The organism is Pseudomonas sp. GM84 (assembly GCF_000282535.1).
In the GTDB taxonomy this organism is placed as follows: Bacteria; Pseudomonadota; Gammaproteobacteria; order Pseudomonadales; family Pseudomonadaceae; genus Aquipseudomonas.
In genome coordinates this window covers 1-21,285 of the sequence record NZ_AKJC01000307.1, presented here as the reverse complement: position 1 = coordinate 21,285, position 21,285 = coordinate 1, and the positions used below count along the sequence as shown (strand labels likewise).

Genomic DNA, 21,285 nt, shown 5'->3' with positions numbered 1-21,285 from the left:
CCCGTGGGAGCCGGCTTGCCGGCGATGAGGCCGGTACATATCACCTACACTGTCCCTGATTGCCTCCGATTTCCTCAGGAGCCCCCATGGACGATTCCAGCCAAGGCAAGCCCCCAACCTTCTGGCAGATGCTGCACAGCATCCTCGCCGCCGCCTTCGGTGTGCAAAGCGGCAAGAACCGCGCGCGCGACTTCACCCACGGCAAAGCCAGCCATTTCATCGCGCTGGGCACGCTGTTCACCCTGGTATTCATCCTGGTACTGATCGGCCTGGTGCAGCTGGCCCTGCACCTCACCGCCCGCTAGAACGCAATCCGCCCGCGGAACTCCCTTCCGCGGGCGGCTCAGGTTGCATCACGGCCTGGAAAACAAGGTGCTACTGGTGGCTGACCCAATACACGGCAGTGACCACCACCAGGACGATCAGGCAGAGGATCGCCCAGGCATCGACACTGCTGTCAGCTTTGCGGACCTTGGTAGAGTTTCCCATTGCATTGCCTCTTGTAGTGGTTATGGGAATGCACTTCACCACCAGCAGTTAAGACGAGCCATGCCCTTTGCTCAAGCAGGGTCTTTCAATAGTCGACGGGTGACGCAATAAAAGGATATTGGTAGCTCGCCGGACGCCCTTCGGCACTGTAACGCTGAAAATCGACGCCGTAGTCGTCCTTTTCCAGCAACTTGAGCCAGCGCCTGGCCTTGGCCTGGTCGATCGACTGCAACACCGGCAGCACATGCTCGGAACGTCCATCACGGTTGATCTGCACCCCCTGCGCGTGGTCATGCAGCATGACCATGGCCCAGCCGCCGACACTGAAATGCCCGGCCATCAGCACCCCCAGGCGCCCGTCGATCCGCGCGCGCAGCGCTTCGGGCGAGCTGTTGACCGCACTGAACACCACGTCGCGCCCCGGCTTGCGCCCCGCCGCTTCGAACGCCTGCATGGCGCCAAAGGCCATCTCGTCATTGGCCGACCACACCAGCTTCGTATCCGGGTAACGCTGCAGCAACTGTTGCGCCTGTTCAAAGGCGCGCTGCCGGCTCCAGCCGCCGTACACCACCTGGCGCAACCGCACCTGGGGGAAATCGGCCAGGGCCCGGCGCATGCCTTGCTCGCGCAGCTGCGAGGCCGGTGTGGTCTTGACCCCGGCAAACGCCACCAGGTCGATCGGTTCGTTGCTGCGCGGCAGCAAGGCCACCATCTGGTGCAGCATCTGGTAACCCGCCTGTTCGTCATTGCTCGTCAGCGTGCCCAACAGCTGGGCATATCGGCCAGGTTGCGCCTCGATACTGTTCGACTGGTCTGCGGTCAGGCCATTGTTGACCAGAAACAGCTTCACCCCGGTACCCTGGGACAACCGGATGATCTCCGGCGCCACGTACTGCTCGTTGACCAGCACCAGGTAATCAGGCCGCTGCGGCCCTTCGAGAGCGGCCCGCGCCTGGGTCAGCGCGCGCTCGGCATTGCGCTCGCTGTACGCCACCCGCAGGGTCATGCCCAGGTCATCGGCAGCCGCCTGCATGAAGCGCGAGTAGCTGAGCCAGAAGGTTTCAGTGGGTTGCCCGGGGTTGAGGAACACCACCGAAGCAGCCTGCGCCGTGGCTGCCAGTGGCAAGCTCAGGCACAAGCATTGGCATAGCGCCTTGAGCATGCGGTCAACCCCTTGTAAAAAACGCGGGATTATAAGCGCCGAGGAACAAATGCCAGTCAGTCTCAGTTAGTTCGTTTGGTTCTTTTCATATGCAAAAACATCACTTTAGCGCATAACCCCAACCTGATATCGTTCCTCGGCTCCGAACTGGAGTGCGCGGCCGTGCGCGCGAATTGCTGCATGCAGCCTGAGACAGGACTTTTATGTACGTATACGACGAGTACGATCAGCGGATCATCGAGGACCGCGTCAAGCAGTTCCGTGATCAGACCCGCCGCTACCTGGCCGGTGAGCTGAGCGAAGAAGAATTCCGCCCTCTGCGCCTGCAGAACGGCCTCTATATCCAACGTTTCGCGCCGATGCTGCGCGTCGCTGTGCCCTATGGCCAGCTGAACGCCCACCAGGTCCGCACACTGGCCAAGATCGCTCGCGACTACGACAAGGGTTACGCCCACATTTCCACCCGCCAGAACGTGCAGTACAACTGGCCGGCCCTGGAAGACATCCCGGACATTCTTGCCGAGCTGGCCACCGTGCAGATGCACGCGATCCAGACCAGCGGCAACTGCCTGCGCAACACCACCACCGACCAGTTCGCCGGTGTGGCCGCAGACGAGATCGTCGACCCGCGCCCGTGGTGTGAGATCGTCCGCCAGTGGACCACCTTCCACCCGGAATTCGCCTACCTGCCGCGCAAGTTCAAGATCGCCATCAACGGTTCCAAAGAAGACCGCGCCGCGATCGAGGTGCACGACATCGGCCTGGAGCCGGTGCGCAACGCCGCCGGCGAGCTGGGCTTCCGCGTGCTGGTCGGCGGTGGTCTGGGCCGAACCCCGGTGGTCGGTTCGTTCATCAACGAGTTCCTGCCGTGGCAGGACCTGATCAGCTACCTGGACGCCATCCTGCGCGTGTACAACCGTTACGGTCGCCGTGACAACAAGTACAAGGCGCGGATCAAGATCCTGGTCAAGGCGCTGACGCCGGAAGTGTTCGCCGAGAAGGTCGAGGCCGAAATGGCCCACCTGCGCGGCGGCAGCTCTACCCTGACCGAAGAAGAAGTGCAGCGCGTCTCGCGCCATTTCGTCGACCCTGAGTACCTGGCCCTCGACAACGTCGACTACAGCGCCCAGGACGCCGAAAACCCAGGTTTCGCCCGCTGGCGCTCGCGCAACACCCGCGCCCACAAGCGCCCTGGCTATGTCGCCGTGACCCTGTCGCTCAAGCCGACCGGCGTTGCCCCAGGCGACCTGACCGACAAGCAGCTGGACGCCGTGGCGGACCTGGCCGAGCGCTACAGCTTCGGTTTCCTGCGCACCTCGCACGAGCAGAACATCATTCTCGCCGACGTCGAGCAGCGCCAGCTGCACGCCCTGTGGCTGGAGCTGCGCGAGTCGGGCTTCGCCACGCCGAACATCGGCCTGCTGACCGACATCATCTGCTGCCCGGGCGGTGACTACTGCTCGCTGGCCAACGCCAAGTCGATCCCGATCGCCGAATCCATCCAGCGCCGTTTCGACGACCTGGACTACCTGTTCGACATCGGCGAAATCGACCTGAACATCTCCGGCTGCATGAACGCCTGTGGCCACCACCACGTCGGCCATATCGGCATCCTCGGGGTGGACAAGAAGGGCGAAGAGTTCTACCAGGTGTCCCTGGGCGGCAACGCCGCGCGCGACGCGAGCCTGGGCAAGATCCTCGGCCCTTCCTTCGCCCAGGACGCCATGGCCGACGTGATCGAAAAGCTGATCGCCGTGTACGTGGAACAGCGTACCGAGGAAGAGCGCTTCATCGACACCTACCAGCGTATCGGCATCGACCCCTTCAAGGAACGCGTCTATGCAGCGAATCATTAAGAACAATCAGATCGTCGACGAAACCTGGCACCTGCTGCCCAAGGAAACCACCCTCGACGAGCTGACCAACTGCGACGACTACATCGTCCCGCTGCACCTGTGGCGTGACCATGCCCACGTGCTCAAGGCCCGCGACGGCGGCCTGGGCGTGTGGCTGGACAGCGACGAAGAAGCCGAAGAGATCGGTGACGACGTGCAGCATTTCCAGGTCATCGCCCTGAACTTCCCGGCCTTCACCGACGGGCGCAACTACTCCAATGCGCGCCTGCTGCGTGACCGCTACCAGTTCAAGGGTGAGCTGCGTGCCATTGGCGATGTGCTGCGCGACCAGCTGTTCTTCATGGCCCGTTGCGGTTTCGATGCGTTCGCCATCCGTGCCGACAAGGACCCGGAAGACGCACTGCAGAGCCTGAAGGACTTCTCGGTGACCTATCAGGCCGCCACTGACGAACCGCTGCCGCTGTTCCGCCGCCGCTGATCGTTGTGCTACATGCTCATGGCCCACCCTTTGGTGGGCCATGTGCTTTCTGTAGCATTCAGGTTTATTGCTGGCCTGCCGATATCAAGGTTTAGCCTTGATGATCAGTAAGGATGCTGGCGATGACCCCCATTACCTCCGCGGTACGCCTGACACCCGTCGTCCAAATCGCCTCCCGCGCCCCCCAGGTCGCCAGCACCAGTTCGCCCCAGGCATTGACCGTGCGCCCCAGCACCGTGGTCAGCCTTGGCCAGCAGCCCACCAGCGTCGAACCCCGGACCTACACTGCCAAAGGTACGCTCCAAGCGGTGCAGGGCCAGTACGTATGGGAGCAGAATGGCCTCGACAAGCTCAGCATGTACATGCACAGCGCGGTCCAGTCGACGTCCCCTGCAGCACGCTTCCAGGGGCTTGGCGCCGCCCTGCTCGAACAGTTGGCGGCCAACGGCGGGCAACGGATTTCCCAGTCGGGCCTGGCGGTCAACGACGGCACGGCAACCGAGCCCTTGCTGCTGGGCATGCAACAGGCCAGGCTGCGCGAGCATGCCACCAACAGTGTGACTTTCCAGCTCACCAGCGCATCGGGCGCCACCCTTTCCCTGGGCCTGTACAGCAGCGAGGCGGGCCTCGCGGTCGACGCCGACGTACAGGGCGGCACATTGACCCGCGAAGAGCTCAAAGGCCTGGCAGCCTTGGCAGACAGCTTCCAGTCCGCCATCAACGGCCTGACCCGGGAGCCCCCTCAGCTGCAACTGGGCGCGCTGGTCAAGCTCGACCCAGGCCTGTTCACTGGCCTGCAGATGAACGCCAGGCTGGACACCGCCAGCGGAACCCAGCAGACCTTTGACCTGCACCTGGACGAACACACCCGCAGCCTGAAGCTGCAAGGCCCGAGCGGCGAGGTGAAGATGAACCTCGATACCCAGGGCGGCACCCTGCTCGGCAGCCAGGCACAGCGCCAGGCGGCGGTGGCCAATTACCTGACCCAGTTCGATGCCGCCCAGCAGCGCGGCCAAGGTGATGAGCAGTTGATGGCCCTGTTCAAGGATGCCTTCAGCCAGCTCAACCGTGTGGACGACGTCAGCCCACGCCCATCCGGGCATGACACGGCGCAGAACAAGGTCAGCCGCACGCTGTTGAGCGGCCTGGCCGACTTCGACGCCTCGATCACGCAAACCGTGCAGAAGATCAACCCGATGCGGCCTGAGGAAGCGGATCACTTCGACTACAAGGTCTCGCAGTCGACCAGCCGCAAAGGCAATGCCGCAAACCTGACCGTGCAGCAGGATCAGCAAGCCAGCCTGAAGGCGGCCTGGCACAAGGGCCTCAACCCGCTGGTGGACCTGATGCTTACCCGTGACAGCAAATCGCAGAACTACCGCTATCACGAGGTCGAGGACGCTTCCCGCAGCACCACCCGCCTGGCGTTCGCCAACAACACGCTGGTGGAAGCCAGCGCCTCCCAGGAGGCCAGCCAGCAGGAGCGCGTGCGGACCTATCAGGAAGGGGTCGTGCAGACGGATGTCACCCACCGTACTTCGGCGGATCAATCGCGCGACTTGCTGAACATGCTTGAAGCGCTGCTCGACCAGGACCGAGCCGCACGGCGCACGGGCGCGGCTTCGACACTGGAGAATCAGCTGCAGGGACTGCGCCACCTGTGGCTGTTACAGTCCGCACCGGGGCAGATAGCGCCGTGATGAACCAGCCCGCCCTTTGGCGGGCTGGTTCGTAGTTGCCGCTTGAATTATCCGATCTGCCAGCCTTGGCGCAGCACCGCCTCGCGGCTGAGCTCGACGATCAGATTGCGCTCCACCGCTTCGCGCTCGTTCACGATCTGCTCCACCTGTTGCAGATAGGCCTGATCGCTCATCGTCAGCCCCTGCTCCATCAACGCCTCCAAACGCACATGAAAGGGTGCGTTCATCTGTTCGAAGCGCGCGGCCTGCTGCTCGTGCAGATGCTCCACCCAGAACTCTCGGTCAGCCAGTGCCTCGGCCAAGGCCTGGGTGGTTTCCCCCCTGAGCACCTCGGCCCGGGCGGCCCCGAGGTCCGCCGCGGTTATTCCACTGTAGGTCTGAAACGCCAGGTACCCCGGCTGGGCAGGAAGATCCAGGCTGTCCGCCAGCCTGACGCGATACGTCAGGTAAACTTCCACAGGGTCATTCGACCCCAGCACGGCCACCTGCCGGGCGGCGATGGCATTCACCCGGTCCAGCCGGTACAGCGAGCGTCCCAGGCTTACCAGCGCCTGCTCACCGTGAAGCCCCGCGGTCTGTGCATTGGCTCTGGCGACCAGTGCACCGACTTCCAGCTCGCTGAGTGTCATCAGAAACTCATCGCTACAGGTTCGTGGCCCGCTCACCTGTTCGAACAACCGGGTGCGCACCTCGGCATGCTGTTCGCAGGCCTCGATGATATGCCATACCCGCGCCTGCACATCGCGGGGGTGGTCGTGGTACTCGCGAGTATCGAGCAGGTCCGAGAAGAACCGCATCAAGTCCCCAGATCGCCGCTCCCGCTGGACACGCTGCCATTGCGCCAGCCGCTGTTCACGCTGAGTCGGTGTGAAGCCGCGCAGCCAACTTTCGTCAGGGGAACCGTCGGTCTGCGAGTGCACGAAGCCGGACGACATACCTGCATCGGCACTGGCACGCGCGCGCTGCCAACGTAGCACGCTGTCCTCGGTGAGCGGGTTGTCATGCAAGTGCAGGCGCCGCAACAAACGCGGCGAGTAGCCGGAAAGCTCGTCCGGTAACACACTGATCCGATTGTCACGCAAGTCCAGGGCTTGCAAGTTGGCATGCACGGTCAAATCTGCCGGCAACTCACGCACACCGGTCCGGCGCAATGACAAGCGACGCAACTGCGCAAAAGACGCCAGGGGGGGCGACATGCCAATGGGGTTATCGTTCAGATCCAGGCGCCGCAGACCACTGAGCTGGGCCAGGCGCAGGCTGTCCTCGGCGGTGAGCACAATGCGGTTGTTGCCCAGGAGCAGGCTTCTCAGCCCGCTCAGGTGTTCGATCCCAGCAGGTAGACGAGACAGCTGATTGTCCCTCAGGTCCAGAATGCGGACGCCTGAGAACCGCGCGAACAGGGAGGCATCGATGGCGTCCAGATGCATGTCGCGCAGGGTCAAGTGGCTTATGTGACTGAAGTCCACATCCGTCGGCACAGTCGGTAGCCCGCCCACATGATCGCCATTGATGGTCAAGTGAAAATCGCCCTCCACCATGCCCGGGTACATGCGCCGCCAACTGCCGAGGATACGCCTGGCCACCCAGGCACGGCGCAGGCGACGGATCAGGCCCTGGCCCGGCTCATTGCGCCAGGCATGCAAGGCTTGCTGCAGGCTTTCTCTGGTGCGACGCAACTGGCTGAAGTGCTCCCAAGGGTCCACCTGACGCTGTGCCAAATCCTGCAGGTAACGCGCCAGCTGGGCATCGTCGAGCAGCGGGAACAGCTGGCCCAAACCCTGCAGAAGTGCCTGGCGGCTACCTTGGCCGCGACCGCTGAGCGGATAACCCAGGCGTCCGTCCAGCAAGCGCTGCGGGGGGCGTATACCCTGTCCGACAGGCGCCAGGCCGATCTGCTTCGCCAGTGCCTCGCGGTCTATCTCAGCGCCTTCGGCGATCGTTCCCGTCTGGTACAGGGCGGCGCACGCGCGGTCCAGCCGGCTATCGCGCACGGCCCACCGCGCCTGCTCAGCCAGGCTCAAGGGCACTCGTTGCGCGCTCAGCAGGCTATCCAGTTCGACACTGCTGGCCTGCTCGACGATTTCCCGGGCACAGCGCGGTGTAAGGCCGGTAAAGTCGCGCATCAACACTTGATCGGCAGGCTGCGGATGGACCTGGCGGTTGTTGAAGATCTCTTCGAACGCGTCGCCTTGCACCTGCGGATAACGCGCGTGCAACTGCCGACGTTCAATGACATCCAGCAGCCGTGCGGGCGGCGGGGCGTTCTCCACGTGCAGCCGACGCAGGCGATCGGTATCGAAGCCCGTGGTGCGCAGCGCGCTCTGCGCCTCTTCTTCACTGATCGCAGCCGTCCGGCTGGCCAGGCGCCGCACCAGATACACAGGGTCATCCCAGTAGCGTGGGCGTTCGAACTCATGCCGCCAGTCCCCGGCATCGTTGTGTTCCAGCCGTGGTGAATAGGCATCGGGCTGGGCAGGGTGGCGGATTTGCCAGTCGCCGCTTGCCGAATCCTGTGCCACCACATACACCCCTTCGTGCAAGCGCCTGTGCTGCCGGCCCCCCTGAAGAGCGGTCTGGCCCACATCCATTGCCTGCTCGCCCTCCTCCACGGCATAACCTGGCAGGCCAGGGTCACACAGGCGCAGCCGGCCATCGGCAAGGGCCACCGGCAGCAGGCTGTCGACCTTGCTCACCCGCTGGGCAAGCTTGCCCAGGCCATGGGCAGCGCCGGCAGTGATGCCAACCAGCGCGACCGTTTCGGCGACATTGAACAAATGCCCCAGGGCAGCCTCCCGGTCTCCCAGCTGCCAATCTTCATAGCCCTCATAAACATCGCCGGCGATCTGCACCGCGATGACGCCGAGCATCACTTCGCCCAGCCCCGGCACGAAGAACGCCGCCAGCCCCAACAAGTCCAGCCCCAGCTCCAGGTAGGCATGCAAACGGGCGCGGCGGTCCTCGCTGTCTTCGTCTCCGGTTGGCACTGCCAGCACCCGAGCGTCATCCAGCATCTTGTCGAGCTGCTCCCGACGCAGGCTGGCAAACACGTCACCCTCGATTGCGAAGTGGCGACCATCGACCTCCAGCGGCACATCGTTGCCGCCCTTGGCCAGGCGCACCTTGAGTACGGCGTTGAAACCGACCCGGTCGCGCTCGACGATCAGGCGCTGTATGTAAATGCGGTAACCACCAGTGCGCAGGCGCAAGCCCAGGGTCAGATACAACGCCTGCCAGTTGGCGTGCCAGCTCAGAGGGGCATAAGGGTCATCCGGCAGCCAGGCGACCACACCGAGCAGCGTGCCGGCCTGGCGCAGCTCCATGGCCAGCGCGCCGATCAGCCGCTTGCCCAGCAAGCGCACACTGTGGCAGTGCAGCGTCGCAGCGCCGAACGGGTTTGCCGGTTGCTCAAGCATGCTCAGGATGGACTGGAACGTAGCCTGGTCGATCTGGTTGCGGACCCTGGCAACGACAGCGGACGCTTCAAGGTTGATGCGCAAGGCTTGCTCCATGGCCGCCGCGACAGCTTGCCCTGGCGCACCGTCTTGCAGATGCGATTTCAGATGGTTTTGATACTGCGTGCCAAGGTCCAGGGTGCGACAGAGCTCGGCGAAGCGCTCAGGGGCCATGGCCAGCGGCTGGCCGTTCGCATCGAGCAGGCCCGAGCCACGGGCGAAACTTGCGCTTGTGGTCTCGCGCTGGTGGAAATTATGCAGGGCGGCCGCGAGCAGTGTCTGGCGCTGTTCGGTGCTTGAATAATTAAGCGGCAAGCTTGGGGAAATCGGTGGAGTCAGCCGCAGGTACTGTATTTTCAACTGAGCACTGCGCGGATTCACCTCGGCTAGCCCTGCATTAGCCAGGGCTTGCCTGAGCAGCGGCTCGGCGAAGCTGTCCAAGGGTGCGACAGCATCCAGCAAAGGTTTCAGCTGGGCCTGGGCCTGTTGCTGGCGGGTTGCACAGATACGCAACTGCGCCAGCAGTTCAGGTGCTGCGCCGGTCAGCCAGCTCGGCAACTGTCGGGCGATCAGAGCATCGATGGAGTCCTTGGCAATCGGGGAATCGGTCATGGCGCGCGGGTCCGTTCTGGAAGGAGAACGGCAGCTGACCTGATAGGGGCTGTTCCCAGGCCATATCTATGTACCTTTAGCACGACCGCTACGCGAATTCGTGACCACAGCGCAAATGACCTTGGCCGACGAGCCCCTTAATCATCACGCCTCAAAGCCGCACACTGGCTGTCACTCGAAACCTCGACCGGGCCACGGCCCGCTGAATTCAGGAGCAGCCCCCATGAGCATTCCATCCTTCGGCCTCGGCACCTTCCGCCTCACTGGCCAGGCCGTCATCGATTCGGTCAAGTCCGCCCTGGAACTGGGCTACCGGGTCATCGACACCGCGCAGATCTACAAGAACGAAACCGAAGTCGGCCAAGCCATCGCCGAAAGCGGCGTGCCGCGCAGCGAGCTGTTCATCACCACCAAGATCTGGGTCGAGAACTATGCCGCCGACAAACTGATCCCCAGCTTGCGCGACAGCCTGACCAAGCTGCGCACCGACCACGTCGACCTGCTGCTGATCCACTGGCCGGCGCCTGGCAACGGCGTTGAATTGCCCGAATACATGGGCGCACTGGCCGAAGCGAAAAAGCTTGGGCTGACGCGGCAGATCGGCGTCTCCAACTTCAACATCGCGCTGACCCGCCAGGCCATCGACGTGGTGGGCGCAGGTGAGATCGCCACCAACCAGATCGAACTCAGCCCCTACCTGCAGAACAGCAAGCTGGCGGGCTTCCTCAAGCAGCAGGGCATCACCGTCACCTCCTACATGACCCTGGCCTACGGCAAGGTGCTGAAAGACCCGGTGCTGGCCGAGATTGCCGCCAAGCACAAGTCCACCGTTGCCCAGGTGGCCCTGGCCTGGGCCCTGCAACTGGGTTACGCGGTCATTCCTTCGTCCACCAAACGCGAGAACCTGGCAAGCAACCTGCTTGCCCGCGACCTGCACCTGGACGCCGATGACATGGCCCGAATCGCCACGCTCGAACGCGGTGGCCGTGAAGTCAGCCCGGATGGGCTGGCACCGGAGTGGGACTGATCAGCGATGAGCACACTCTCTCCTAAACGGGTCTTGCTGGCCCTGGCCATCGGCGCCTTCGGCATCGGCACTACCGAGTTCACACCGATGGGCCTGCTGCCGGTCATTGCCGAAGGCGTGGATGTCAGCATTCCCAGCGCGGGGATGCTGATTACCGCTTACGCCATCGGGGTCATGGTCGGCGCGCCGATCATGACGCTGCTGTTCAGCCGCTTCGGCAAACGTGCCGCGCTGATGGCGCTGATGGCCATCTTCACCCTTGGCAACCTGTTATCGGCACTCTCGCCGGACTACTACACCCTGCTCGCCTCGCGCCTGGTTACCAGCCTCAACCACGGGGCCTTCTTCGGCCTCGGTGCGGTGGTCGCTGCCAGCGTCGTGCCCAAGGACAAGCAAGCCAGCGCGGTAGCCACCATGTTCATGGGCCTGACCATCGCCAATATCGGCGGTGTACCAGCCGCCACCTGGGTTGGCCAACAAGTCGGCTGGCGCATGGCGTTCGCAGGTACTGCCGTGCTTGGCCTGCTGGCCATGGCCGCCCTGTGGTATGCCTTGCCCAAGGGTGAGCGCGGCAGCGTGCCCCACGTGCGCAAGGAACTGGCCGTGATCGCCCGTCCCAACGTCCTGCTGGCGATGGCCACCACCGTGCTCGGCGCCGGCGCCATGTTCACCCTGTACACCTACGTGGCGCCGGTGCTGGCCGAACTGACCGGCGCTTCGGACAGCTTCGTCACCCTTGGCCTGGTACTGATCGGGGTCGGCTTCACCCTGGGCAACAGCCTGGGAGGTCGCCTGGCCGACTGGTCGCTGGACGGCGCGGCGCGCATTTTCCTCGGCGCCCTGGCGCTGATCATGCTGCTGATGCCGCTGGTGCTCGGCAGCCACCTCGGTGCCGCCGTCGCCTTGCTGGTGTGGGGCGTGTTCACCTTCGCCGTGGTTCCGCCGCTGCAGATGCGGGTGATGACCGCAGCCGCCGAGGCGCCTGGCCTGGCATCGTCGATCAACGTCGGCGCATTCAACCTGGGCAATGCCGTGGGCGCGGCCCTGGGCGGCGCGGTGATCAGCCTGGACCTGGGCTATGCGGCGGTACCGATGGCGGGCGGCATGCTGGCGGCTGCCGGCTTGCTGCTGGTGTGGCTGGGCGGGCGCGGCAAAGTGGCTGACAAGGCCCTGACCGGCATGGCCTGATCGCCAACCTCCTGAGGCTGCGCTGCAGCCTCAGGACCTTCGATTCGGGCCAGACAGCACACGCTGTTGCGCCTGCCGAAATTATGAAATGTCGCGGGCGCCCATTCTCGGTCGCGCCCCCCGGTACTACGCTCCTAACTGCGAAATCATTCCGAGGAGCTCACCGATGTCCCGCCCCCCATTGCCCCCTTTCACCCGCGAAAGCGCCATCGAGAAAGTCCGCCTGGCCGAAGACGGCTGGAACAGCCGCGACGCCGCCAAGGTGGCGCTTGCCTACACGCCCGATACCGTCTGGCGCAACCGTGTGGAGTTTCCCCGTGGTCGCGCGCAAGTGGAGGCCTTTCTGGTGCGCAAGTGGAACCACGAACTGGACTATCGCCTGATCAAGGAGCTCTGGGCCTTCACCGGTAACCGCATCGCCGTGCGCTATGCGTATGAGTACCATGACGACAGTGGCCAGTGGTTCCGCGCCTATGGCAACGAGAACTGGGAATTTGCCGACGATGGCCTGATGCAGCATCGTCATTCGAGCATCAACGAACACCCGATCGCTGAGTCGGAACGCAAATTCCACTGGCCCCTGGGCCGGCGCCCGGACGATCACCCCGGCCTCAGCGACCTCGGACTCTGATGGCGGTCAGCCGACCGGTAGCGTGACCTTGACTTCGAGCCCGCCAACCGGGCGATTGCTCAGGGTCATGCTACCGCCCTGCTCGAGCACGATGGCGCGGGCTGCGGGCAAGCCGAGGCCAACGCCGCCGGTGTCCTTGTTGCGCGAACCTTCGATGCGAAAGTACGGCTCGAACACCCGCTCCTGCAGGTGCGTCGCAATGCCCGGGCCACGGTCGAGCACGCGGATGACGATCTGCTCGGCATCGACCGTCAGCTGGACCGCAGGCTCGCAGGCGTACTTCGCGGCGTTGTCGAGGAGGTTGACCACCACCCGTTTGATACCGATTGGCCGGCCAACGTAGACGCAGCGCTGCGGCCCGCTGTAGGTGACATCCACGCCCGCATCCTTGAAATCGTCGACCGCCGTCAGCAGCAGCCCGCCCAGGTCGAAGGCGGTGACCTGCTCCAGCCGCGCATCATCGCGGAAGAACTGCAGTGCGGCGTCGACCATCGCCTGCATCTCGTCCACGTCCTTGAACATTTTCGCCTGCAGTTCGGCATCCTCGATGAACTCGCCGCGCAAGCGCATGCGCGTCAGCGGCGCGCGCAAGTCATGGGAGATCGCCGCCAGCATCTGCGTGCGGTCGTCGATGAAATGCTTGAGCTGGGCCTGGGTGGCATTGAACGCGAGGATGGCCTGACGCAGGTCGTGGGGGCCGACCACCGGAATCGGCGGTGCGTTGAAATCCTTGCCGAAACGGCGTGCGCCTTCGGTAAAACGCTCCAGCGGGTCGGCCAGATAACGCGCGGCGAACCAGGCCACGGCAAGGCTGGAGACCATCATCAGCGCCAGGATGATCAGGTTGCGCGGCAGCTCATCCAGACCCCAGCTGCGATCGTTGACATGAAACTGCACCCACGACTGGTCCGAGAGCTGGACCAGCAGGGCATAACCGCGCTGCGATGCCGGCAGGTTCTTGGGCCCGAACACCTCGATCTGCACATTCGGGCGCTGCAACAGGTCGCTCAGTATCATCGCGCCTTTATGGACGTCGCGCTCCACCTGCACCGGCAAGCCGGACTCATCGCGCCGCCGCAACCATTGCACGCTGTACGACCCATCGCCGGCGGCGCTGGCGATGGTCGCGCGCTGCGCCATGGAAGCGGCGTCGATCATGCGGGTGACGGTGGCGATCTTTTCGATGACACCGCTTTCGAGCAACGGCGGTTGTGCCCAGACGCCCAGCACCAGGCTGAACAGCCACTTGAGCAGCAGCAGGCTCAGCATGGCCGCCAGGGTGGTCAGCGCGATCCAGCGGGCAATGGTGATACGTGGCCGGGGCATGGCCTTGCGTGCCCAGGCAAGCCAGCTCATCGCTTGTTCACATGGGCGGTGAACAGATAACCGACATTGCGCAGGGTGCGGATCAGCGGCTCGCTGTCGCCATCGGTTTCAAGCTTGCGGCGCAGCCGGCTCACTTGCACGTCGATGCTACGGTCGCAGGCGTCGTGTGCCTCGCCCCGCGCCAGGTCCAGCAATTGCTGGCGACTGAGCACGCGCCGGGGGTGCTCGGCGAACACCAGCAGCAGTTCGAACTCACCGTTGGACAAGGGAATCAGGACGTTCTCCGGCGAGCGCAGTTCACGCCGCATCACATCCAGCTGCCAGCCCGAAAACTCGAGGAATGTGCGGGGGTTGGCCGGCGCGGCGGTGGTACTCTCGCTCGCCCGTCGCAGCACCGCGCGCACCCTGGCCAGCAGCTCTCGGGCGGCGAACGGTTTGGTCAGGTAGTCGTCCGCGCCCAGCTCCAGCCCGACCACCCGATCACTCAACTCACCCATGGCGGTGAGCATGATCACGCCGACCTTGTATTCGGCGCGCAGGCGTTGGCACAGCACCAGGCCACTGTCGCCCGGGAGCATCACATCGAGAATGACTAGGTCCGGCACGCGCCGCTCTAGCGCCTGCCAGAGCCCCTTGCCATCACAGGCAACATCGACTTCATAACCCTGCTGACGAAGGAACTTCTGGAGCAGGTCGAGCACTTCGACATCATCGTCGACAATTAGCAAATAACTCACGCCGGGGCACCGCGAACAAAGTTAAATAAGACCTACTGTAATGCCATCATCCGGCATTCGTCATATATTTCTACGCTGCAATAAAGTGTCTGCAACGAGATAAATCGGACATTCCCAGGCAATCAAACATCGGCAGCATTGGCACCAGTTCTTGACTGGAATCTGCCCCATGCCCATGTCTTCTTCAGCCTACAAAACGGTTCTCGCCCTGACCCTGCTCGCCGCCGGTGGCTGCAGCAATCGCCCGCCTGCCAGTGCCTGCGGGCACATGGCCTATCAGGTCAGCGACCCGGCCGAACCGGCCAACCGCGCCGTGTTCGCCTTCAACCGAAGTGTCGATGACTACGCGTTGGCCCCCATCGCTCGCGGCTACAAGCACTTGCCCGACTTCACCCGCCAAGGCGTGCACAACTTCACGACCAACTTCGGCGAGCCGAAAGTCTTCGTCAACGACGTACTGCAAGGTAATGGCGAACGGGCGATGACCAGCCTGTCGCGCTTCATGTTCAACACCACCCTGGGCGTGGCCGGCCTGTTCGATGTGTCTGGCAAGATGGGCCTGGCCCGCCACACCTCGGACTTCGGTCAGACCTTCGCCGTATGGGACATGGCCGATGGCCCGATCGTCGAACTGCCAGTGCTGGGTTCGCACAACCTGCGGGATGCGACCGGCACGGTGCTGGGCCTGGCGCTCAATCCATTTGGCGACAACAGCGACACGGTCAGTACCATGACCAGCGTGGCGTCGGCCGGCGGCCTGGTAGACGGTCGCGCGGCAGCACTGCCGGTGACCGACATGTTGCGCCTGCAGCCCGATTACTACAGCGCATTGCGTAACTACACGGCGCAGCAGCGCGCCGACCGGGTGGCCGAGGCGGAGATTGGCGCGCCGGGCAAACGCCCGTCGAGCTGCCAGGAGATGAACAGCGATGAATGACGTAGTCCAGTCTCCGGTGCTGCTGTTCCGCCGCCTGGAGAGTGACGCCAGGCAGGCGCTGCTGCACGAGCTTGAGGCGCGGGTGTCCGACGATGGTCGAGACCTGATCGTGAGCCGCTATCGCGAGCGGTATGGCAACGGCAATGCACTGCAACGCCATGAAGTACACCGCCGCGTGCCGATTGCCACGTTGCTGAAGTGGATGGCCAGGGAAGGCATGCCGCTCTAGCCATCCTCAGGCCAGGGTTCAGAGCGCCATCTTGTTGACGGCCGCGACCAGCAGCGGCCCGAGCTGCTCGTCGGTCATCGCCGGGCAGACGTGCATCTGCATCAGGTCGCTCCAATCCAGCGTCCATTGCAATACCGGGGCGAGTTCATCGCTTTCGACCACGGCAAACCCCAGCAGCTGCCCCACGGCATACCAGCGGCCCAGTACCTTCAGGCTGGCAGGTGCTACCCCGCCCGTCTCGGCGAAGCGGGCCATGGCGGCATTGCGGTTTTCCGGGGCGATGGTCCAGTGGATGATGAACAACATGTGGCACCTCCCAGTTGCGCGGCACCTGTGCGTTACGCCCGCCCTGGGGCACCGTGGCCAGGGGCGAGTGAATGCGCCAAGGTTAGGCATAGCAGCGCTGGCGCCAATTGCACGGTTGGCCGTCGGCGGGCCGTGGATTGATCGGTTGTCGGTACTGGCCCTATCGCCGGCAAGCCGGCTCCCACAGGGATTGCACCTAGCCGAAGCGCGCCACAGTACCTGTGGGAGCCGGCTTGCCGGCGATGAGGCCCAAGGTAATGTCCGAAACGCGCTAGCGAGTGCCCGTTCGACGTGAGACAGACAAAAGCAGCGCTGGCTATCCTCCAGCGGCAATGCCTTGCCCTCACTCGAAAAAAGAGCCACGCCCATGACCACTTCCGCCGCCACCACGGCCTCGCCCTCCGTCCCCAGCGATCAATCCCAGGGGTTCCTGGTAAGCATCGTTGGCGCCGCCGCCTTCGCGCATCTGCTCAATGACCTGATCCAGGCCGTGCTGCCCTCGATCTACCCCATGCTCAAGAGCAACTTCTCGCTGAGCTTCGCCCAGATCGGCTGGATCGCCCTGATCTACCAGGTGACCGCCTCACTGCTGCAACCCTGGGTGGGCATGTACACCGACAAGCACCCGCAACCCTACCTGCTGCCCGCCGGCATGCTGGTGACCCTGGTCGGCATTGCCTTGCTCGCCTTCGCCGACAGCTACACCCTGCTGCTGGTGGCGGCAGCGGTGGTCGGTGTCGGCTCCGCTACCTTCCACCCCGAAGCTTCGCGGGTGGCGCGGATGGCCTCTGGCGGGCGTTTCGGCACTGCGCAATCGACCTTCCAGGTCGGCGGCAATACCGGCTCGGCCATCGGCCCCTTGCTGACCGCCGCCATCATCATCCCCTACGGCCAATCGGCCATCGCCTGGTTCATGCTGGCCGCCGCGCTGGCGGTGTGCGTCCTGCTGCGGGTCACCGGCTGGACCGTGCGCCACGGCCAGACCCGGCTCAAGACCTTCGCCGGCCAGCAGGCCCCCGGGCTGTCCAAGGGCGCCATGTGGCGCGCCGTCGGGGTGATCGCGGTGCTGATGTTCGCCAAGTTCGTATACATCGCCTCGTTCACCAATTACTTCACCTTCTACCTGATCGAACACTTCGGCCTGAGCGTGCAGCAAAGCCAGCTGTACCTGTTCGTGTTCCTCGCTGCTGTGGCCCTGGGCACCTTCGCCGGCGGACCGGTGGGCGATCGCATCGGGCGCAAGGCGGTGATCTGGGTCTCTTTCCTGGGCGTTGCCCCCTTCGCCCTTGCCCTGCCCCACGCCAACCTGGCCTGGACGGCGGTGCTGGCGGTAGCCATCGGCCTGGTGATGTCCTCGGCGTTCGCCGCCTTGGTGGTGTATGCCCAGGAAGCCGTACCGGGCCGGGTCGGCATGGTGTCCGGGGTGATGTTCGGCCTGATGTTCGGCATCAGCGGCGTCGGCGCTGCCGGGCTCGGCGTGCTGGCCGACCGGCACGGCATCGAGTGGGTGTATCAGGCGATCGCGTTCCTGCCATGGCTGGGGCTTGCCACCGCACTGCTGCCGGCAACCCGCAGCAAAGCGCGGCCGGCCACCTGCTGCTAAGCTGGCCGCGCGGCAATGCGGCTGTACGGGAGCGCCATGGTCAAGCCCTTGAAAGACATGCTGGTGGAGGTGGATGAATGGTCCTGGGAAGTGGGCAGCCGTGCCACCGACTACCCGCCGGACTGGTACATCGCCCCGCATTCCCATGCCAAGCACCAGCTGATCTACGCCATCAAGGGCTTGATGATCGTGGAGTCGCAGGCCGAACGCTGGACCGTGCCGCCGAGTCGCGGCATCTGGATGCCCTGCGGGCAGGTACACGCCATCCGCTGCATCGGTGACGTAAAGATGCGCAGTGTGTTCGTACGCCCCGACACGGCCGCGCAGTTGCCACCCCAGAGCAAGGCCATCAGCATCTCGCCGCTGCTCAGCGAACTGATCAAGGCCTCGGTGGACTTCAGTGGCCCCTTCGCCGAAGACTCGCGCGAGGCGCGCATCATGCGCCTGATCCTCGACGAGATCAGTGTGCTGCCGACCCTGCCGCTGATGCTGCTGCAACCCAGCGACACGCGCCTGCGGGCGATTTGCGCGGCGCTGCAGCAAAAGCCGGACGACCCCTCGACGGTGGCCGACTGGGGCCTGCACCTGGGCATCGGCGAAAAGACCATCCAACGCCTGTTCCGCAAGGAAACCGGCATGACCTTCGGCCAGTGGCGCCAGCAGGCGCGGCTGATGCAGGCGCTGGAGCGCATTGCGCTGGGCGAGCGCATCATCGATGTGGCGGGCACGCTGGGTTATGACAGCCCCAGTGCGTTTGCCAGCATGTTCAAGCGCCAGTTCGGGGTCAGTCCGAGTCGGTTTTTCAAGTAGCGGCGGAGGGTGCAGACAGCCATGCCGATACGCATGGCCGAAGTCGAAGCTCCACTACTCGGCGTCGAGGCCAGCTACCTGCAGGCGGGCGTGGACCAAGTCGCGGCTGAGTACGGCATCAGCTCGGCTTCGAAGGCCGTCCTGCAGTAAAGTCCGGGGCAGCACGAAACCTTTGAAGAGCGGCTGCGTGAACGGGTTGTTGGCCTTTTCCGTGCTGATGCGATAGCGCATCCCACCCTCCGGCACGGAGAAACTGATGTCCACACTGGTACTGGTTGCGCCGTTCAGACGCGCCTGGCTCAGCAGACGGTAGAGCGACCAGGGACCACGATAGAGTAATCCGCTACTGCGGCCACCCGCATTGATCAGGGTGACCCGGCTTTCGTTGCTGGGGGCCAGGGTGTTTGGCCAAATGAGCCCGGTACTGGTGCTGGGGCCATGGTTATAGGTGATCAACTGCCCTTCGACGCCTAGAGAGCTGCTGCGCTGGTTTGGCGCCAGGCCCAAGGGCTCGACATAAAACTGCACCCCAAGCAGTCCGCGGCTGTTGAAGAAGGCATCGCGAATTCGATCGGCTGATTCAAGCTGCGATAGGACATCGGCACGCACCAGGTAGCCACCCAGGCGATCGAAGTAGAGCGCTTCGAGGTTTTCCTCGACAAACAGGTTCAAATACTTCTCGCGGAACTGCTGCAGTTTGCCATCAGGACCGAAGAACGCGGTGAAGTCTTCAAGCGAAGCCTCCTCCCGACTTGCAGGATTGAATGGATAAGGCTGCTTGCGAATAGCTTCGGTCAGCACCCCACCTTCGCCGTAGCCAACGTAGCCAGGCGGCGCACCCAGCAGGCGAGAAACGGTGAACCTCTCCTGGTACTCGGACATGTTGATGGTGGTGAGGAATTGTTCACCGCCAAAGAGTGCGTCAGCGACAGCCACAGCCGTCTCCGTCTTGCCCACGCCACTGGGGCCGACCAGAAGGAACACGCCCATCGGCGTTCCCGGACGACGAAGATCCGCCAACGCTGTAAGCAAGTGGCGGTAGACGATATGCAAAGCGCTGTCCTGACCCTTGACGCGGTTTCGCAGATTAGCCGGCAGGCTGTCCAGGCGGGCCATCTGGTCACTGCTGATGGTGGTGGCCGGTATCCCCGTCCAGTCAGCGATCACCTGGGCGATCTCTTCAGCCCCCACATCCGCATGCAGTAGAACTCCCGTACGCTGGAGTTCGCTCAACTGCCTGACCTTGTCCGTCAGTAGCTGCGATGCATCTTTGCCGTTGTCGCGGGTGCGTAGCTCAACGATTTTCTCGACCAGCGCCTTCTGCTGCTCCCAGGCATGACGCACTTTCTGGATTTTCTGCTCAACCTCATGCCGGGTGGTTACCAGCGAGTCCAGACGGCCTGGGTTGACGGCGCGCCCACAGCGACCGTCGCGGGCCAACTGAGCGGACTCGGCATCGATCTGATTGAGCTCATTCTCCAGAGCGTTCAAGCGCCGCGGCGACTCGACCAGCGCCGATGCCACCCGCGAACAGGCGGTATCGAGGACATCGATGGCCTTGTCTGGCAGCTTTCGTCCAGACAAGTAGCGGTCCGTCAGCACTGCGGCAGCCTGAAGCGCGTCGTCGCCGATGAACACGTTGTGAAAAGCTTCGTAGATGGGGCGCAGGCCGCGCAGGACATGCACAGCCTGGTCGGGCGTGGGCTCCTCCAACTTGAGCAACTGGAAGCGACGTGTGAGGGCAGGATCCTTTTCGAAATACTTCTTGTACTCGGACCAAGTCGTGGCGGCGATTGTGCGCAGCTCGCCGCGCGCCAGCGCCGGTTTGAGCAGATTGGCGGCGTCGCTTCCCCCAGCGGCATTGCCAGCGCCGATCAAGGTGTGGGCTTCGTCAATGAAGAGAATGATTGGACATGCCGACTCCTTCACCTCATCGATCACTGCCTTCAGGCGCTTCTCGAACTCCCCCTTCACCGAAGCCCCGGCCTGCAAGGCCCCGAGATCCAGCTCCCACAGTTCGACCAAGCGCAACGATTCGGGAACCCGCCCTTGAACGATGCGCAAAGCCAGTCCCTCGACCACTGCGCTCTTGCCGACACCGGCGTCGCCCACGACGATGGGATTGTTCTTTCGCCGTCGCGAAAGAATGTCGACCATCAGGTCGATCTCCACATCCCGACACAGAACAGGGTCGATCCGGCCACCACGCGCCTGATCGGTGAAGTTGTGGCAGTATTTGGCGAGTGCACTGTCGTGAATCGACGTGCCCATCGAACTGGCCAGTGCGGGCGCAACTCCCACAGCTTCCGCTGACCCTGATAGCAGCTCGCCGAAGCGCTTGCGCAGTGCCTCGCGATTGACTTCATCGAATAACTGAATGGCCGCCAAAGGCAAATAACGCGCTGGGTTGAGCAAGGTTGCCAGGAAAATTGCGCCGCTTCGGATATGGGGCTGCCCAAGCTCGACAGAGCTGAGCAGCCAGGCCTCCTGCAGCACCTCGATCAACAGCGGCGAGAAGCATGGGTATTGACTGTGGTTGCCGCCACGATCAGCGAATCCGGTGGACAAGGCTTGTCGAGATGCACCGACTTCAAGCCCGGCTGCGGCCAGCGTAATGCAGATATCGCTCGCAGGCTGATCAAGGAATGCCGTCAGCAGATGCGCAACGGTCACCTCCGCTGCGCGTTGTTCGATGCAGAGACTTCCAGCCTCCTCCACGGCACTGCGCGACCGCGTGCTGAT

The 21,285-nt window shown here is 63.7% G+C and carries 17 protein-coding genes; 11 read left to right on the top strand and 6 right to left on the bottom strand.

All coding sequences use genetic code 11. The features are described 5' to 3' along the window. Positions 1 to 86 precede the first annotated feature (86 nt). Positions 87 to 305: a DUF2970 domain-containing protein gene (locus PMI38_RS21705; RefSeq protein ID WP_008098865.1), complete on the top strand. Its 219-nt coding sequence runs from the start codon at positions 87 to 89 to the stop codon at positions 303 to 305. Positions 306 to 574: 269 nt separating this feature from the next. Here PMI38_RS21705 and PMI38_RS21700 read toward each other — a convergent pair whose 3' ends face one another. After that, positions 575 to 1,651, bottom strand: a complete 1,077-nt coding sequence (locus PMI38_RS21700) for an ABC transporter substrate-binding protein (protein WP_008098851.1) — start codon at positions 1,649 to 1,651, stop codon at positions 575 to 577. 203 nt (positions 1,652 to 1,854) lie between these two features. Here PMI38_RS21700 and PMI38_RS21695 point away from each other — a divergent pair, with 203 nt between their 5' ends. The 3 genes from PMI38_RS21695 (at position 1,855) to PMI38_RS21685 (ending at position 5,685) form a co-directional block, all read left to right on the top strand. Continuing rightward, complete coding sequence (locus PMI38_RS21695; RefSeq protein WP_008098849.1) at positions 1,855 to 3,507, top strand: nitrite/sulfite reductase; 1,653 nt, start codon at positions 1,855 to 1,857, stop codon at positions 3,505 to 3,507. Next, positions 3,491 to 3,985, top strand: coding sequence for a DUF934 domain-containing protein (locus PMI38_RS21690; protein WP_008098847.1), 495 nt, complete (start codon positions 3,491 to 3,493; stop codon positions 3,983 to 3,985). The genes PMI38_RS21695 and PMI38_RS21690 overlap by 17 nt, the downstream gene beginning before the upstream one ends. A 122-nt stretch (positions 3,986 to 4,107) precedes the next feature. Further along, positions 4,108 to 5,685, top strand: a complete 1,578-nt coding sequence (locus PMI38_RS21685; RefSeq protein ID WP_008098845.1) for a hypothetical protein — start codon at positions 4,108 to 4,110, stop codon at positions 5,683 to 5,685. 47 nt (positions 5,686 to 5,732) lie between these two features. Here PMI38_RS21685 and PMI38_RS21680 read toward each other — a convergent pair whose 3' ends face one another. Continuing rightward, a complete protein-coding gene (locus PMI38_RS21680) occupies positions 5,733 to 9,749 on the bottom strand; it encodes an NEL-type E3 ubiquitin ligase domain-containing protein (RefSeq protein ID WP_008098842.1) in 4,017 nt (1,338 codons plus the stop codon). 223 nt (positions 9,750 to 9,972) lie between these two features. Here PMI38_RS21680 and dkgB point away from each other — a divergent pair, with 223 nt between their 5' ends. The 3 genes from dkgB to PMI38_RS21665 all read left to right on the top strand — a co-directional run bounded on the left by dkgB (position 9,973) and on the right by PMI38_RS21665 (position 12,595). After that, positions 9,973 to 10,776, top strand: coding sequence for a 2,5-didehydrogluconate reductase DkgB (dkgB, locus tag PMI38_RS21675; RefSeq protein ID WP_008098840.1), 804 nt, complete (start codon positions 9,973 to 9,975; stop codon positions 10,774 to 10,776). A gap of 6 nt (positions 10,777 to 10,782) precedes the next feature. Then, the gene (locus tag PMI38_RS21670; protein WP_008098838.1) at positions 10,783 to 11,964 is read left to right on the top strand and encodes an MFS transporter; all 1,182 of its coding nucleotides are present in this window, start codon (positions 10,783 to 10,785) and stop codon (positions 11,962 to 11,964) included. Positions 11,965 to 12,130: 166 nt separating this feature from the next. Continuing rightward, entirely contained in the window at positions 12,131 to 12,595 is a 465-nt protein-coding gene (locus PMI38_RS21665) for a nuclear transport factor 2 family protein (protein ID WP_008098835.1), read from the top strand. 6 nt (positions 12,596 to 12,601) lie between these two features. On the opposite strand, the gene PMI38_RS21660 is transcribed toward PMI38_RS21665, so the two are convergent. Both PMI38_RS21660 and PMI38_RS21655 read right to left on the bottom strand, forming a co-directional pair. Continuing rightward, positions 12,602 to 13,951, bottom strand: a complete 1,350-nt coding sequence (locus tag PMI38_RS21660; protein WP_008098834.1) for an ATP-binding protein — start codon at positions 13,949 to 13,951, stop codon at positions 12,602 to 12,604. Beyond that, positions 13,948 to 14,658: a response regulator gene (locus PMI38_RS21655; RefSeq protein ID WP_008098832.1), complete on the bottom strand. Its 711-nt coding sequence runs from the start codon at positions 14,656 to 14,658 to the stop codon at positions 13,948 to 13,950. Before PMI38_RS21655 ends, PMI38_RS21660 begins: the two co-directional genes overlap by 4 nt. A 169-nt stretch (positions 14,659 to 14,827) precedes the next feature. Here PMI38_RS21655 and PMI38_RS21650 point away from each other — a divergent pair, with 169 nt between their 5' ends. Together PMI38_RS21650 and PMI38_RS21645 are read left to right on the top strand one after the other, a co-directional pair. Next, the gene (locus PMI38_RS21650; RefSeq protein WP_008098829.1) at positions 14,828 to 15,595 is read left to right on the top strand and encodes an MlaA family lipoprotein; all 768 of its coding nucleotides are present in this window, start codon (positions 14,828 to 14,830) and stop codon (positions 15,593 to 15,595) included. Next, positions 15,588 to 15,824 carry a hypothetical protein gene (locus PMI38_RS21645; protein ID WP_008098827.1) on the top strand — a complete coding sequence of 79 codons (237 nt, stop codon included), beginning with the start codon at positions 15,588 to 15,590 and terminating at the stop codon, positions 15,822 to 15,824. The genes PMI38_RS21650 and PMI38_RS21645 overlap by 8 nt, the downstream gene beginning before the upstream one ends. 18 nt (positions 15,825 to 15,842) lie before the next feature. Here the strand turns inward: PMI38_RS21645 and PMI38_RS21640 are convergent, their stop codons facing one another. After that, a complete protein-coding gene (locus PMI38_RS21640) occupies positions 15,843 to 16,130 on the bottom strand; it encodes a DUF3303 domain-containing protein (RefSeq protein WP_008098825.1) in 288 nt (95 codons plus the stop codon). Between the two features lie 367 nt (positions 16,131 to 16,497). Here PMI38_RS21640 and PMI38_RS21635 point away from each other — a divergent pair, with 367 nt between their 5' ends. Together PMI38_RS21635 and PMI38_RS21630 are read left to right on the top strand one after the other, a co-directional pair. Next, positions 16,498 to 17,733 (top strand): MFS transporter, encoded by a 1,236-nt coding sequence (locus PMI38_RS21635; protein ID WP_008098823.1) that lies wholly within the window; start codon positions 16,498 to 16,500, stop codon positions 17,731 to 17,733. 36 nt (positions 17,734 to 17,769) lie between these two features. After that, positions 17,770 to 18,543, top strand: coding sequence for an AraC family transcriptional regulator (locus PMI38_RS21630; protein WP_008098821.1), 774 nt, complete (start codon positions 17,770 to 17,772; stop codon positions 18,541 to 18,543). Positions 18,544 to 18,597: 54 nt separating this feature from the next. Here the strand turns inward: PMI38_RS21630 and PMI38_RS21625 are convergent, their stop codons facing one another. Continuing rightward, the gene (locus PMI38_RS21625) at positions 18,598 to 21,285 is read right to left on the bottom strand and encodes a type VI secretion IcmF C-terminal domain-containing protein (protein ID WP_008098819.1); all 2,688 of its coding nucleotides are present in this window, start codon (positions 21,283 to 21,285) and stop codon (positions 18,598 to 18,600) included.

Excerpts from the sequence above, each read along its gene's own strand:
- PMI38_RS21680 (WP_008098842.1), bottom strand. The coding sequence starts at position 9,749 with ATGACCGATTCCCCGATTGCCAAGGACTCCATCGATGCTCTGATCGCC.
- PMI38_RS21695 (WP_008098849.1), top strand. The coding sequence starts at position 1,855 with ATGTACGTATACGACGAGTACGATCAGCGGATCATCGAGGACCGCGTC.
- PMI38_RS21635 (WP_008098823.1), top strand. The coding sequence starts at position 16,498 with ATGACCACTTCCGCCGCCACCACGGCCTCGCCCTCCGTCCCCAGCGAT.
- PMI38_RS21640 (WP_008098825.1), bottom strand. The coding sequence starts at position 16,130 with ATGTTGTTCATCATCCACTGGACCATCGCCCCGGAAAACCGCAATGCC.
- dkgB (WP_008098840.1), top strand. The coding sequence starts at position 9,973 with ATGAGCATTCCATCCTTCGGCCTCGGCACCTTCCGCCTCACTGGCCAG.
- PMI38_RS21685 (WP_008098845.1), top strand. The coding sequence starts at position 4,108 with ATGACCCCCATTACCTCCGCGGTACGCCTGACACCCGTCGTCCAAATC.
- PMI38_RS21645 (WP_008098827.1), top strand. The coding sequence starts at position 15,588 with ATGAATGACGTAGTCCAGTCTCCGGTGCTGCTGTTCCGCCGCCTGGAG.
- PMI38_RS21700 (WP_008098851.1), bottom strand. The coding sequence starts at position 1,651 with ATGCTCAAGGCGCTATGCCAATGCTTGTGCCTGAGCTTGCCACTGGCA.
- PMI38_RS21665 (WP_008098835.1), top strand. The coding sequence starts at position 12,131 with ATGTCCCGCCCCCCATTGCCCCCTTTCACCCGCGAAAGCGCCATCGAG.
- PMI38_RS21650 (WP_008098829.1), top strand. The coding sequence starts at position 14,828 with ATGCCCATGTCTTCTTCAGCCTACAAAACGGTTCTCGCCCTGACCCTG.
- PMI38_RS21630 (WP_008098821.1), top strand. The coding sequence starts at position 17,770 with ATGGTCAAGCCCTTGAAAGACATGCTGGTGGAGGTGGATGAATGGTCC.
- PMI38_RS21660 (WP_008098834.1), bottom strand. The coding sequence starts at position 13,951 with ATGAGCTGGCTTGCCTGGGCACGCAAGGCCATGCCCCGGCCACGTATC.
- PMI38_RS21690 (WP_008098847.1), top strand. The coding sequence starts at position 3,491 with ATGCAGCGAATCATTAAGAACAATCAGATCGTCGACGAAACCTGGCAC.
- PMI38_RS21670 (WP_008098838.1), top strand. The coding sequence starts at position 10,783 with ATGAGCACACTCTCTCCTAAACGGGTCTTGCTGGCCCTGGCCATCGGC.
- PMI38_RS21705 (WP_008098865.1), top strand. The coding sequence starts at position 87 with ATGGACGATTCCAGCCAAGGCAAGCCCCCAACCTTCTGGCAGATGCTG.